Origin of the sequence: Nocardia sp. NPDC005978, from assembly GCF_040614455.1 — a bacterium.
Lineage (GTDB): Bacteria > Actinomycetota > Actinomycetes > Mycobacteriales > Mycobacteriaceae > Nocardia.
The window spans coordinates 1-12,302 of the sequence record NZ_JBEXUS010000166.1 but is presented as its reverse complement, the minus strand read 5'-3'; the positions used below and the strand labels follow the sequence as shown (position 1 = coordinate 12,302).

General features: G+C 70.1%; 11 protein-coding genes and 2 pseudogenes. 4 read left to right on the top strand and 9 right to left on the bottom strand.

Annotated features, from left to right (window positions below; genetic code table 11):
- Positions 1 to 58: 58 nt before the first annotated feature.
- Together ABZ319_RS38105 and ABZ319_RS38100 are read right to left on the bottom strand one after the other, a co-directional pair.
- Positions 59 to 685 carry an MspA family porin gene (locus ABZ319_RS38105; protein WP_354991451.1) on the bottom strand — a complete coding sequence of 209 codons (627 nt, stop codon included), beginning with the start codon at positions 683 to 685 and terminating at the stop codon, positions 59 to 61.
- Between the two features lie 132 nt (positions 686 to 817).
- Positions 818 to 1,981, bottom strand: a complete 1,164-nt coding sequence (locus tag ABZ319_RS38100; protein WP_354991450.1) for a methyltransferase domain-containing protein — start codon at positions 1,979 to 1,981, stop codon at positions 818 to 820.
- Between the two features lie 26 nt (positions 1,982 to 2,007).
- Between ABZ319_RS38100 and rfbC the strand changes: the two genes are divergently transcribed.
- Positions 2,008 to 2,571: a dTDP-4-dehydrorhamnose 3,5-epimerase gene (gene rfbC / locus ABZ319_RS38095; protein ID WP_354991449.1), complete on the top strand. Its 564-nt coding sequence runs from the start codon at positions 2,008 to 2,010 to the stop codon at positions 2,569 to 2,571.
- A 42-nt stretch (positions 2,572 to 2,613) separates the two neighbouring features.
- Here rfbC and ABZ319_RS38090 read toward each other — a convergent pair whose 3' ends face one another.
- Genes ABZ319_RS38090 through ABZ319_RS38080 form a run of 3 tightly spaced genes read right to left on the bottom strand, consistent with a single transcriptional unit; the run spans position 2,614 to position 5,724 of the window.
- A complete protein-coding gene (locus tag ABZ319_RS38090) occupies positions 2,614 to 3,642 on the bottom strand; it encodes an SDR family oxidoreductase (RefSeq protein ID WP_354991448.1) in 1,029 nt (342 codons plus the stop codon).
- A 46-nt stretch (positions 3,643 to 3,688) separates the two neighbouring features.
- Positions 3,689 to 4,471 (bottom strand): sugar phosphate nucleotidyltransferase, encoded by a 783-nt coding sequence (locus tag ABZ319_RS38085; RefSeq protein WP_354991447.1) that lies wholly within the window; start codon positions 4,469 to 4,471, stop codon positions 3,689 to 3,691.
- Positions 4,468 to 5,724: a class I SAM-dependent methyltransferase gene (locus ABZ319_RS38080; RefSeq protein WP_354991446.1), complete on the bottom strand. Its 1,257-nt coding sequence runs from the start codon at positions 5,722 to 5,724 to the stop codon at positions 4,468 to 4,470. Before ABZ319_RS38080 ends, ABZ319_RS38085 begins: the two co-directional genes overlap by 4 nt.
- Before the next feature lie 515 nt (positions 5,725 to 6,239).
- Between ABZ319_RS38080 and ABZ319_RS38075 the strand changes: the two genes are divergently transcribed.
- Positions 6,240 to 6,944: a sugar transferase gene (locus ABZ319_RS38075; protein WP_354991445.1), complete on the top strand. Its 705-nt coding sequence runs from the start codon at positions 6,240 to 6,242 to the stop codon at positions 6,942 to 6,944.
- On the opposite strand, the gene ABZ319_RS38070 is transcribed toward ABZ319_RS38075, so the two are convergent.
- The 4 genes from ABZ319_RS38070 to ABZ319_RS38055 are packed head-to-tail and all read right to left on the bottom strand — an operon-like array spanning position 6,871 to position 11,187.
- A complete protein-coding gene (locus ABZ319_RS38070) occupies positions 6,871 to 7,719 on the bottom strand; it encodes a polysaccharide lyase (protein ID WP_354991444.1) in 849 nt (282 codons plus the stop codon). The genes ABZ319_RS38075 and ABZ319_RS38070 overlap by 74 nt on opposite strands.
- A 4-nt stretch (positions 7,720 to 7,723) precedes the next feature.
- Positions 7,724 to 8,680, bottom strand: coding sequence for an NAD-dependent epimerase/dehydratase family protein (locus tag ABZ319_RS38065; protein WP_354991443.1), 957 nt, complete (start codon positions 8,678 to 8,680; stop codon positions 7,724 to 7,726).
- A gap of 44 nt (positions 8,681 to 8,724) precedes the next feature.
- The gene (locus ABZ319_RS38060; RefSeq protein ID WP_354991442.1) at positions 8,725 to 9,879 is read right to left on the bottom strand and encodes a glycosyltransferase family 4 protein; all 1,155 of its coding nucleotides are present in this window, start codon (positions 9,877 to 9,879) and stop codon (positions 8,725 to 8,727) included.
- A 60-nt stretch (positions 9,880 to 9,939) separates the two neighbouring features.
- Entirely contained in the window at positions 9,940 to 11,187 is a 1,248-nt protein-coding gene (locus ABZ319_RS38055) for a GNAT family protein (RefSeq protein ID WP_354991441.1), read from the bottom strand.
- A 177-nt stretch (positions 11,188 to 11,364) separates the two neighbouring features.
- Between ABZ319_RS38055 and ABZ319_RS38050 the strand changes: the two are divergent.
- Positions 11,365 to 12,072, top strand: a pseudogene (locus tag ABZ319_RS38050) (polysaccharide pyruvyl transferase family protein); the annotation flags it as partial.
- Positions 12,073 to 12,186: 114 nt separating this feature from the next.
- Positions 12,187 to 12,302 (top strand): annotated as a pseudogene (locus ABZ319_RS38045) (Fe-Mn family superoxide dismutase); the annotation flags it as partial.

The window sequence follows — 12,302 nt, the reverse complement described above, 5'->3', positions numbered from 1 at the left end:
CTCCGGGCGGCGCGCTCGCGCCGGCCGGAGCCGCATCTGAACCTGTGACCCGAGGCCGCTAGATGGACCGCAGCGGTCCGTAGGTGATCACGGTGTCGCCGTTGCTGCTCACGATCTTGACCCAGGGCCGGATGGTGACCTGCCCGACCACACCGCTGACCGTGCCGTGGAAGCCCGACATCTGGATGAAGCCGTCGGTGCCCGAGACCTCACCGCTGGCCGCCTCCACGGTCTGGATCCCGGGGCCGAAGCCGACATCGAGCTCCACGCCGGCCTGGGGCAGCAGGTTGTTCACGGTCACACCCGGATCGGTGCCGATCTCCACCCCGAGATTCGGCGTCCACCACTGGAATCGCAGCTTGCCGTTGAGCGTGGCCGGATAGCCGACCTGGTACCCGAGGGTCAGCTGCCCGGACCAGTCGTCCGCCTTCGGGCCCGACACCCGGAAGCTCGCCTTGCCGTTGTGGAACCATTCGCGAGTCAGCGGATTGCCGTCCAGCGGCGGGACGAAGTCGATCCGGGTATCGGAGGCGATGGCCTCCACCGTGCGCTCCTGGCGGTCCACGATCGAATTGCTGCTGTCGATTCCGGCCACCGAGATACTCGTGCCCAGCATCAGTCCGACGCCGATCGCCGCTGCCACGGCCATCGTGCGCGCGGTCGCGCGCTGCTTCGAGCCTTTCATCTGTTCCCCTATTCCCTCATCAGGTGTTGCGTTCGTAATCACTACGCGTGTAAAGAATTCCCCACATGCATCCGGACGTCGCGGCGAAAGTGCCCGACGTCCTCACCACCGGTCCTCAGCCGGCTGCCGAGACTACGAGTCGGGTACCGTGACGACCCACCTCCCGTCCAGTTCGGGCCACTGCGCCCGGACCTCCTGCACGAGGTCGGGCAGCGTGAGCAGAATTCGGTCGGGTCGCGCGGCGAGCAGTTCCGCCGGTGTGATGATCGGCACGTCGGTGCCGGGCATGCGACGGCCCTGCTTGCCGGGTGAGGCATCCGCTACCGCGCACAGCAGCGCGCGGCTCACCCCCGCCAGATAGAGCAGGGCGACCGCCCGCGAGGCCGCGCCGTAGGCGTACACCGTTCGCCCGGCGGCCTTCTCGTGCTCGAGCCAGCGGCGCAGGGCGTTCGCCTGGGCGTCGGCCGCGGTCTGCAGCGTGCGCACGGCGGCGAGATCCGGTGCGCCGGACGCGGTCGCCAGCACTCCGGCCTCGGTTTCGAGCAGGGTGGTCACGGCCCGGTCGGGCGCGAGGGGCTCGGGCAGTGCTCGGCCCGGCATCGGTCGGCCTGGTCCGGGCGCCGTCGCCGGATCGCGGACCGCGGCGACCAGCACCGTGCCGCCGTAGAGGTCGAATTCCCAGGCCGTGACCACCCGCAGGCCGGCGTCCGCCAGCAGCCGGATGAGCGCGGCGAGCGAGTAGTACGCGAAGTGCCCGTGCCGCAGCGCGTTCCACTGGCCCTGGGCCACGATCGCGTGCAGCGCGTGAAACTGCAGCAGCAGGACGCCGTCCGGGGCCAGCGCCGCGGCGCGCCGCGCGAAGGCGGCCCGCTGGTCGGGTTCGTGCATGATGCCGAAGCAGTCGACCACCAGGTCGGCGGGCTCGCCGGTGGCGGTGAAGCCGCGCTCGGCCAGCAGCGGCAGCCAGCTCCCGCCGTGCGGACTACCGAACTCGCGCACGGTGCGCCCGCGCAGCCAACCGGCACCTGCGACCCGGGCCAGCGCGTCGGCGGCCTGGTCGCGCAGCGCCCGCGGCTCGATGCCGCGCGGTTCATCGGTCACGGTGTCGTCGTCCGCGAGCTGCGCCAATCCGCACGCTCGGCACAGATCCATGGCCAGCGGATGCCCGGCCTCGCGGCCCGGCGCGGTCCCCGCCGGTTCGTCCGGCCCCGGAAAGTAGTCCGCCGCAGGCATTTTGCCCAGATCCAGCACGCGGTCCGGGCCCGGTGCGCCGCAGCCGCGGCATCCCCGCGTCACCGGCGCGCCCATGGCACGATAGCGGGGTGCTCATCGAACAGGCCGCGCTCGCCGACGTGCTGGTGCTGACCCCGCAACCCCACCGGGACGGCCGCGGCCTGTTCACCCGGACCTTCGACGCGCACGAGTTCGACGACTTCGTGGGCAGGCCCGGGCTGGCCGCGACCTTCATCCAGGATTCGCAGTCGCGGTCGCACCGGGGCGTGGTGCGCGGGATGCACGGCCGGGCCGGGCGGGGCGAAGCCAAGCTGGTGCGGTGTGCGCACGGCTCGGTGCACGACGTGCTGGTGGACATGCGGCCGAATTCGCCGACCTTCGGTGCGCAGCAATCGTTCCTGCTCGATGACACCGATTTCCGGACGCTGTTCGTGCCTCCCGGCTTCCTGCACGGATTCCAGGCGCTGAGCCCGGTCGCCGATGTCTGCTATCGCATCGACCGCCCGCACGATCCGGCCGAGGACATCGGCATCGCCTACGACGATCCGGATCTCGCCATCGCCTGGCCGCAGCCGGTGACCGCGGTCTCCGATCGCGACGCGTCGGCGGCCTCGTGGAAAGAGCTGCTCGCCGCCCTCGGCCTGGGATCCTGATCCGTGTTGGGGTCCGCTCGCGCGTCGCTGCGCCGCGGCCATTCATGCCTCGATTCTGCTGCGGCGCAGGTCGTCGTCGAGCACGCCCGCGTCCTTGAGCGCGGTCAGGTGCGCCAGGCGGGTGAAGCGGTGGAAGAAGCCGTCCGCGGTGAGTCCGCGCGCGGTGTACTCGTGCGCCAGCTCGGCCGCGCCCTCGGGAATGTCCCAGCTCGCCTCGAAGCCCAATTCCCGGCGCGCGGCGGCGAAGTCGACCCGATACGACCGCGGATCCGCGCCGCTCTCGCCGGTGATGACCAGGCGGGAGCCGGGCACCGCCGCGACCACGGCCTGTGCGATCTCGGCGACGGTGAGGTTGTTGGTCTCGGCGCCCACGTTGAAGGCCCGGCAGTGCACGGCCGGCGCGGGGGCGGTCAGGCAGACGGCGAAGGCGCGGGCGATGTCCCGCGCGTGCACCAGCGGCCGCCACGGGGTGCCGTCCGACAGCACTTTCACCTCGCCGGTGAGCACCGCGTAGCCGACGAGATTGTTGAGCACGATGTCCGCGCGTAGTCGCGGCGAGAATCCGAAAGCCGTTGCGTTGCGCAGGAACACGGGCGTGAAGCCGGAATCCGCCAGGGCCGCGACGTCGTCCTCGACCCGCACCTTGGACTCGGCGTAAGGGGTCAGCGGGCGCAGCGGCGCGTCTTCGGTGACCAGGTCGCTGCCCGCGGCCCCGTAGACCGAACAGGTGGATGCGTACAGGAACCGCTGTACCCCGGCGTCCTTGGCCAGACGCGCCAGTCGCACCGAGGCGGTGTGGTTGATGTCGTAGGTGATGCGCGGGGTGAGTGCGCCCAGCGGATCGTTCGACAGGGCGGCCAGGTGCACGACCGCGTCGAATCCGGCGAGCTGGTCCACCGTCACGTCGCGCAGGTCGACCCGGAGCTGCGGCGGCGGCGCGGGGGCGGTACCCAGGACGCACTCGGCGAAGAAGCCGCTGTCCAGGCCGGTCACCTCGTGTCCGGCCCGCACCAGCTCGGGGACCATGACGGTGCCCAGATAGCCCTGGTTGCCGGTGACGAGTACGCGCATGGTCATGCTCCTTCGACGGTGCTGGTGGTGGCGGTCCCGAGAGCGCTCATGCGCCCGCTCGCTCCCAGACCATCCACGGCCGGTCGCCCGAGTGGTAGCCCGCGTCCAGTTCGGCGCGTTCCTTGAAGGTGTCGGCGGGTTTCCAGAACCCGTTGTGCTGGTAGCCGAACAGCCGCCCCTGGGCCGCCAGGGCCCCGCATGCGTCCTCGACCAGATCGCCGTTGGGCGGCAGGTGGTCGAAGACCTCCGGGGTGAGCACGAAGTAGCCGCCGTTCTCCCAGATGGGCAGGCGCGAGACCGGGGTGATGTTCTTGACCTCGCCCGCGGAGTTCACGTCCACGCAGTGGAAGGAGGACTGCGGCGGCACGATCATCATGGCCGCCGCCGCCTTGGACGCGCGGAAGTCGCCGATCATGGTGTCGAGCGGGGCGTCGGTGAGCACGTCGGCGTAGTTGGCCAGGAAGTGGCTCTCGCCGTCGAGGTGCGCACGCACCCGGCGCAGGCGCTCGCCGATGGGCGATTCCACGCCGGTGTCGACGAAGGTGATGGTCCAGTCGCTGATATCGGAGTGCAGCAGCTCGACCTGGCCGCCGCGGATCACGAAGTCGTTGGAGACCGATTCCTGATAGGTCAGGAAGAAGTTCTTGATGTGCGAGGCGCCGTAGCCCAGGCACAGCACGAAGTCCTTGTGCCCGTAGTGGGCGTAGTAGCGCATGACGTGCCAGATCAGCGGGCGCGGGCCGACCAGCTGCATGGGTTTGGGGATCATGTCCTCGGTCCCGTTGCGCATGCGCATGCCGTAGCCGCCGCAGAACAGTACTACCTTCACTTCGCTTGCCTCTCCGCATGATTCGACGCGGCGAGCTGCCCGCGATGCAGGGTCGGAAGCGGGTAGATCAGCTCGCCGCCCCACTCGTGCACCCGGTGCAGCTGCGCGGTGATCTCCGCTTCCAGATTCCAGGGCAGCACCAGCACCACGTCCGGGCGATCGGCGTCGATGCGCTCGGGTGCGTGGATGGGAATGCGGGTGCCGGGGGTGAATCGCCCGTGCTTGTAGGGATTTCGATCCACCGTGTACTCGAGCAGATCGGGACGGATGCCGCAGTAGTTGAGCAGGGTGTTGCCCTTGCCTGGGGCGCCGTAGCCGACCACGCGCTGTCCGGCGGCGCGCGCGGCCAGCAGGAAGCGCAGCAGTTCCTGGCGGACGAGTTCGGTGCGCGGGCGCAGCTCGAGATAGCCGGCCACCGCGTGCAGTCCGGCCTCGGCCTCTCGGCGCAGCACGTCCGCGACCCGCGGGCCGGGCTCGGCGACGCCGTCGGGCCGGGCCCAGATGCGTAGCGAACCACCGTGTGTGGCAAGCAGTTCCACATCGACCACGGTGAGCCCGGCGGTGGCCAGCGCGCGCTGGGCCGAGAGCACGGTGTAGTACTGGAAGTGCTCGTGGTAGATCGTGTCGAACTGGCCGTGTGTCACCAGCTCGAGGGCGTGGTGCACCTCGATGGAGAGCCAGCCGTCGTCGGCGAGCAGGACGCGCAGCGCTCGGGTGAAGCCGAGCAGATCCGGGATGTGCGCGTAGACGTTGTTGGCCACCAGTAGATCCGCGGGGCCGTGCTCGGCTCGGACCTGCTTCGCGAGATCCTCGTCCAGGAACGCGGTGATGGTGGGGACGCCCCGGTCGCGGGCGGCGGCGCCGACGTTCACCGAGGGTTCGATCCCCACGCAGGGGATGCCCGCCTCGACCGCGTGCCGCAGCAGGTAACCGTCGTTGCTGGCCACCTCGATCACGAGGGACTCGGCGTCCAGGCCCAGGCGGCGCGCCGCGTCGGCGACGAACAGCCGCGCGTGCCGTACCCAACTCTCGGAATAGGAACTGAAATACGCGTATTCCGTAAATGTCTCTTCGGGGGTGATCAATGCGGGAATCTGCAGCAGCAGGCAGTTCTCGCACAGGCGCAGATGCAGCGGGAAAGTAGGTTCCGCAAGATCGAGTTCGGCGGCGGTGAGGAATTTCTCGCAGGGTGGTGTCGCGCCGAGATCCAGCACGCTGATCAATCGGTCCGACTCGCAAAGACGACATAGCACGCGAAACCCCACCTTTCACCGCGATCGGCCGACTGTTGTACCGGCTGAACTGAGGTCGGCGCGATCCGGCCTTACGTTACAACAGGATTGACCGCGGCCGTGGGCTCAGTGGTGCGGTGACCCGGCGCCGGGTACTGAATTTCTGCGAGTCGCAGAACGGGGCGTTCGGTTGGCTATCCCTCGGGGATTGCAAATCAAGGGTTACGCACCATGAACCCGGCCGGGTGGGCAATGCATAACCTGCAATTTTGCGAATAGGGGAAATGCGGGGAAACAAGCGGGAAACCGGTTGCGATGCTATCGGCAACCTTCGGGGGACTTTGTTGTCACACAGGTTTCGCTAACGGCGCCGACCCGGGTGTGTAACATTCGGCTTCTGGTCATCGAAGAAGTCGGCGACCCCGGTGGTCGGCATGGGCGCCGGCGGTTGCAGGGGTTCCCGGCTCGGCCCGTTGGATGGAACTGATCAGTGGGGATCGGAACCCAGTTCTCCCGTGGGGGAGGTGTGGTCTCTCATGTCCGAACACGCGTCATCGCCCGGACGGCGCACGCCCGGACCGGCGGCGCCGGGTCGGCGAAAGTTCAAGGCCGTCTTCGACTTCTGTCTCGCGCTGGCGGCCGTGCTGGCGCTCGCGCCAATGCTGCTCGCGCTCGCGGTGGCGGTCAAGGCGGGTAGCCGCGGACCGGTGTTCCATCGGTCGCCGCGGGTGGGTCCCGACGGGCGGCCCTTTCTCATGCTCAAGTTCCGCAGCATGTACGTCGATCCCGACGCCCATATCGATGTCCTGCTCGGTGTCCGCCGGGTGCGCGGATTACCCGCCGGACCGCGCCGTGATCCGCGAATCACACCGGTCGGCAGGGTGATTCGCGAACTCCGGCTCGATGAGCTGCCGCAGTTCTTCCACGTGCTGACCGGCCGGATGGGCATCGTCGGCCCGCGCCCGCAGCTGCGGCGCGGACCGGAGCCGTCGCGGCATCCGGTTCGGGACGGCGTGGTGCGACCCGGGATCACCGGCTTGGGTCCCCGCCTGGAGCACTGCGCGAATCCGCCTACGCGCGAGGAGATTCGGGATTTCGACCTGGCCTATCTCCGGGACTGGACGCCGCTGGGTGATCTGCGCCTGCTGGTCGCGGCCGTCATCCGGCCTACAGCGGCGCCAGCGCGTCTTCCGAGAGCGCCGCAGAGAATCCGTCATGATAGACCGCGCCGAGCGGCGTGATGCCGGCGTCGCGATAGTAGCCCTGTTTGAAGTAGACGCCGCCGCCGTTCGGCATGAGGGTGCGAATCGAGCAGCGCAGCTGCCCGGCGCAGGGTGAGGCGTCGAAGGTCTGGCGCTGGCCGCCCAGCCAGAGTTCGACATAGCCGTCCGTGTCACGCGCGGACCACTTCACGTGCAATTTGATGTCGTTCCACACGTCCGGCACCAGCTGCATGCTCCACGGGGTGTAGGTCGGGCCCGCGTCGCCCGGTGCGTTCCAGGTGGAAATGACTATGCCCCAGTGGTTCTCGCTGACGTTGGTGGGACCGGCCGCGATGGCCAGCGGCGGCGAACCATCCTCTTCGGCGTGCCACTGCGACAGCACGGTCCAGCCGCGGTCCGCGGGGAAGCCGTGCTCGAATCGGGTGCTCCACTGATACCAGCGCTCGTCACCCTCGTCGGCGCGGGTGGCGTCCTCGCCGCTGACCTCGGCCCGTGCGCCGCAACAGATTCGGTCGGGGGTGTCGCCCGCGCCGACCTGGAAGCGCGCGGCGTACTCGCCCTGGCGCACCACCGAGGTCTCCACCCGCATGCTGTCGGTGGGATCGGTGTAGTCGGCGCACGGGGTGCTGCTGACCGCGACGTTCTGGCAGTTTGCCCACTGATCGAAATTGCCGGTCTCGAAATCGCCGACGAACCGGTCCACCGGCGGCGACGGGGCGGGCGTGCACGCGATGAGCAGGGACAGCAGCACCGCGCCCGCGGTGACGCAGACCTTCCAACGGCTTTCGCGCATCGCCCTACTGCCAGGTCGCTCCGGTCAAGGACGAGTACCAGGCTACAGTCCGGGTCAAGCCCAGGTCGAAGTCCACGAGCGGCTGATAGCCGATGGCTTGCAGCCGGGTGATATCGACGACGAGCCGCTCGGGATCGCCGGGGCGATTGGACCCGCTGTAGTCCAGCTCCGGATCCAAACCGGTGATGCCGCACAGGGATTTGGCGAGCTGGTCGATGGTGTACTCGCGGCCCGCGCCGACGTTGTACGCCTCACCGCGCAGCGGCGCGTTGGCCGCCACGATCATGGCCGAGCGCGCCGCGTCCTCGACGTAGAGGAAATCGCGGACCTGAGTGCCGTCACCGTGGATGAAGATGCGCCGATGGTCGCGATCGAGCTTGGCCAGCAGATCGAACACCACCTGTTTGCGCTGGCGCGGGCCGAACGCGGAGAAGAAGCGCACCGAGGCCAGGTTCAGATCGTAGAGCTCGGCGAACACCGCGAGATAGCGTTCGGCCGCGAGCTTTCCGACCCCGTAGGGGGAGATGGGCACGGTGGGGTCGGCCTCGCTGATGGGTACGCGAACCGAATTGCCGTAGACCGCCGCGCTCGATGCGAAGACCAGCCTGCCGGGCCAGCTCAGCACCCGTAGGGCTTCCAGGAGCCGGAAGGTGGTGGCGAAATTGAGTTCGTAGTCGGCGGCGGGCGCCGTCACCGACGGGGGCACGTAGGCGTTGGCCGCCAGGTGGAAGATGAACTCGGCCGGGTGCGCGGTGAGGTATTCGGCCCAGTCCAGTTCACGAATGTCCAGCTCGCGCAGCGTGATCGCGTCCTGTACCGCGGTCAGATTCGCGCGGCTGCCGGTGGCGAAGGTGTCCAGCACCGTCACCTTCGCGCCGGCCGCGACGAGCAGTTCGACCAGGTGTGAGCCGATGAACCCGGCCCCGCCGGTCACCAGTGCGGTTCTTCCGGTCCAATCCATCTGTTGCTCCGATGTTTTCGCGATGGGACGGGCTGGTGTGCGACCTACCGGCCGGCCACCCGCAGGTAGGTTTCGACGGTGCGCCGGGCCACCGCGTCGGGGTCGAACTTCTCCCGGGCGATGCGGTGTCCGCGGGCGCCCAGCCGCAGCGCCAGGTCCTGATCCTCGAGCACCCGCACCATGCGGTCGGCGAGTTCGGGGGCGTCCCCGGGCTCGATCAGGAATCCGCTCTCGCTGTCGGACACCATTTCCGGGATGCCGCCGACCCGCGCCGCGAGCACCGGTTTCCCGGCCGCCATGGCCTGGGCCAGGATGGTGGGTGAGGTCTCCTCGTGGGAGAACAGCACCACCGCGCGGGCCCGGGTGATCTCGGTGCGCAGCCGCTCGTTGTCCACCATGCCCACGAACTCGACCCGGTCCGCGAGCCCCAGCCCGGCGGCACGCTCGCGAATTTCGCGTGCGTAGTCCGGATCCGGTTGCGGGCCGACCACCGCGAGCACGGCCTTGGGAACCCGCTGGGCCGCCGGCGCGAACGCGTCGAGCAGCCCCTCGGGGTTCTTGCGCGGCGAGAGCACGCCCGCGAAGAGCAGCCGGGGTTCGGTGGGTCCGGAGGGCGACAGGGCGAAGAATTCCGCCGCCGTCGGATTGGCGATGCTCACGTGCTCCCCGCGCACCAGACCGCCCAGCGCGCGGGCGTCGTAGTCGGAGATGGAGACCACCGCCCGCGCCCGGCGCAGCACCCGGCGCACCATGGCGGCGACGAGGTGATAGCGCACCCGTTCCTTGGCGCTCGCGCGCGCCTGGAGTTCGGTCTCGCGGTGCACGAGCCCGTGCACCGTGACCACGGTGTGCGCGCTCACCTGGGTGGCGATGTCGCCGCGCACACCGATCTCGTGCGCGTGCACCACATCCGGGGCCAGTTCGGCGATGATCGCCCGCGCCCGCCGCACATCGAGGTACGAGCGGGTGGCCACCGCCAGGCGGCGCTGTCCGCGCGGAAAGCGGATCTCGACCTTGGGTCCCTCGCGGCGATCGGGGACCGGCTCGGGGCCGGTGTGGAAGCACAGCACGGTCAGCCGCTCGATCTCCGGGCGGGCGGCCAGGGCGGGGACCAATGTGCTGGTGACCGACTCGATGCCCCCCACTATGCGTCCCGGTTCCAGCGGATAGGTCGCGATCATGACGACGTTCAGACCCAACGTTCGCTCCTAGAGTCACCGCACCGCCCGCCCCCGCGGTCGTGCTATCCGGGACTTTACCTATTCGTATGCGGTTGTGCGCGATGGCTTCTCGCTCGTCGCCGCCCACAGCTCGACATCGTGGAAGTCGCCGTCACGGCCGCGCCGGGCCGCGATCAGGACGCCTTCGCGCCGCAGTCCGCCCGCGGTGGCGATGGCCGAGAGATGGGTGGCGGCCGGATCGATGAGGGTCTCCACCCGTTCCCCGCGCAGTTGGTCGATCGCGTGGTTCAGCAGCAGTGTTACCGCGGCCGCCGCACCGGGCCGCGGTGTGCCGGAATCGAAGTCGAGGGTGAGACCGATGTTGGGCCCGCTCAGGTCCAGGTGCAGGCGGCCGATCGGCTCGCCCGCGGCGCAGACGTCGTAGGCGTGCCGCCGGTGGACGGTGCGCGGGGAACGCCGCGCGGGGGGTTGACGCAGCAGGACCGGGCGGTTCGCGGCGTCGCGGCCCGAGAGTGTTTGCGGCAGGCGGGTTTCGCCTGTCCCGGTGCGGGCTCGCCAGGGCGTGCCGAGCAGGTAGCGGGTCGCGACCACGACCACCGCCCCGGGCGCGGCGGCCCGCAGGGCCCGCGCGCTCGCCGCGAGCCGGGTGCGCACCGAGATCGCGGCGGGCGCGGGGCGGGCGGTGGCGACCCCGGCCGCGAGCAGTGCCGCGACGTAGCCGCCGGGCGGGGCATCGCCCGCGCGGACCGCCCAGAGTTCGTGGTCCTTGCGCGCGCCGTTCACGTCGACCGCTCGAATCATCGTGGCCTCCAGCGACATTCCGCCCCGGATGACGGCCTGGCGGGCCCGGCGATTGCCCACGCACACCGGGGCGGTGACGCGGTGCAGGCCGAGCTCGCCGAACGCGTGATCGGTGGCCAGCGCGCCCGCCACGGTACCCACGCCGTGCCCGGCCCGCCGGCCGTCCATCCAGAGTCCCAGTTCGGCGGTGCGCTGCGCGAGATCGATGGGGGCGAGCTGACATTGGCCCGCGAACTCCCCGTTCACCAGCACGCTGAGCGACAGCGCCCGGCCCGTCAGCCGCGCCCGGCCCTGGCGCAGGCGCTCGCGGATCCACCAGGCGCGGGAATGGCGTTCCTCCCACGTCAAAGCGGAGGTGTACCAGTACGGTTCGATGAATTCCCGGTCCCGCAGCCGGATCTCGCGCCAGTGCGGGAAGTCCGCGAGCCGGGTCTCGCGCAGGGTGACCAGCTGCCCCGCCACCAGTACCGGCCCCAGGCGCACCCGGCGGCGGGCGGAACCGCGGACCGCGCCGACTGCTGGCATGGGGCCGACGCTACCGGAGAAGTTCCCGCCGCACGGCTCGGAAACCGGGAATCCGCCGGGCGGCATCGCATCCGAGTTGCAAAGGCGCTGCGGGTGTGGCTAATTGAGATACCGTTGGCGTGCAACGAAAGCCGGTCGCAGCCGTGTGGGCCCGTTGTATGACCGGGGGAGGTCGACATGGGAACCGGACTGCCGTGCGGGGGCGCCGGACATCGCATTCTCATCGAGAACAGTGAGTACTGGCTCCGGAACTACGGTGATCTCGCCATGCTCGAGGTCACCGTGCGCCGGCTGCGGGCCCGGTGGCCGGGCGCGAGCATCGGCATCATGACCGAAGCGCCCGCGCTGGTTTCGGCGTATTTCCCGGGCGCGGTGGGGATCACGGTCGGCGCGGCCGATCCCTGGCGTGCGCCGGGCCCGATCGCGCGCCTGGCCGCGCGCCTGGGTCCCACGGTCGCCGGGCCGGTCGAGATCACGCGCCTGCGCGCCTGGGCGTGGTTTCTGCCCAGGGCGATCGACGTTCGAGATCGTCTGCGGGCCAATCGATCACGTGCGGAGCCGGTCGCTGCGGCCGGTGCGGAGGCCGTCGCGGCCGTCGGCACGCGGATCGAAGCGCGGCATCCGGGCGCCGCCCGGGCCGTGCGCGAAGCCGATCTGGTCGTGGCGCTGGGCGGGGGATACCTGACCGATGCCGACGTACCGCAGGCCACCCGGGTGCTCGAATTGCTCGACTACGCCAGGGACGCGGGCATTCCCACCGCCCTGGTCGGTCAGGGCCTGGGTCCGCTGCGCGATGCGCGCCTGCGCGACCGCGCGGCGCGGGTGCTGGCGAAAACGCCGTTCATCGCGCTACGTGAGCGGAGGCGCGGACCGGAGCTGCTGGCCGCGCTCGGCGTGCCGCCGGAAGCGTTCGCCGTTACCGGTGACGATGCCATAGAACTCGCGGTCGCGGCCCGGAAAGTCGAGCTGGGCACCGATATCGGGGTGTGCCTGCGGGTCGCGCGCTACGCCCCGGTGGCCGCCGCCAACGGCCTGCAGGGCTCGGGCTGGGCGTGGCTGGGCTACGACACCCTGGCCGGCAAGCTGCTCACCTTCCAGCTCACCGATCAGCAGGG

Bases quoted from the DNA above. Each gene is read 5' to 3' on its own strand.
- ABZ319_RS38065 (WP_354991443.1), bottom strand. From the start codon at position 8,680: ATGGATTGGACCGGAAGAACCGCACTGGTGACCGGCGGGGCCGGGTTC.
- ABZ319_RS38055 (WP_354991441.1), bottom strand. From the start codon at position 11,187: ATGCCAGCAGTCGGCGCGGTCCGCGGTTCCGCCCGCCGCCGGGTGCGC.
- ABZ319_RS38090 (WP_354991448.1), bottom strand. From the start codon at position 3,642: ATGCGCGTACTCGTCACCGGCAACCAGGGCTATCTGGGCACCGTCATG.
- ABZ319_RS38105 (WP_354991451.1), bottom strand. From the start codon at position 685: ATGAAAGGCTCGAAGCAGCGCGCGACCGCGCGCACGATGGCCGTGGCA.
- ABZ319_RS38075 (WP_354991445.1), top strand. From the start codon at position 6,240: ATGTCCGAACACGCGTCATCGCCCGGACGGCGCACGCCCGGACCGGCG.
- ABZ319_RS38070 (WP_354991444.1), bottom strand. From the start codon at position 7,719: ATGCGCGAAAGCCGTTGGAAGGTCTGCGTCACCGCGGGCGCGGTGCTG.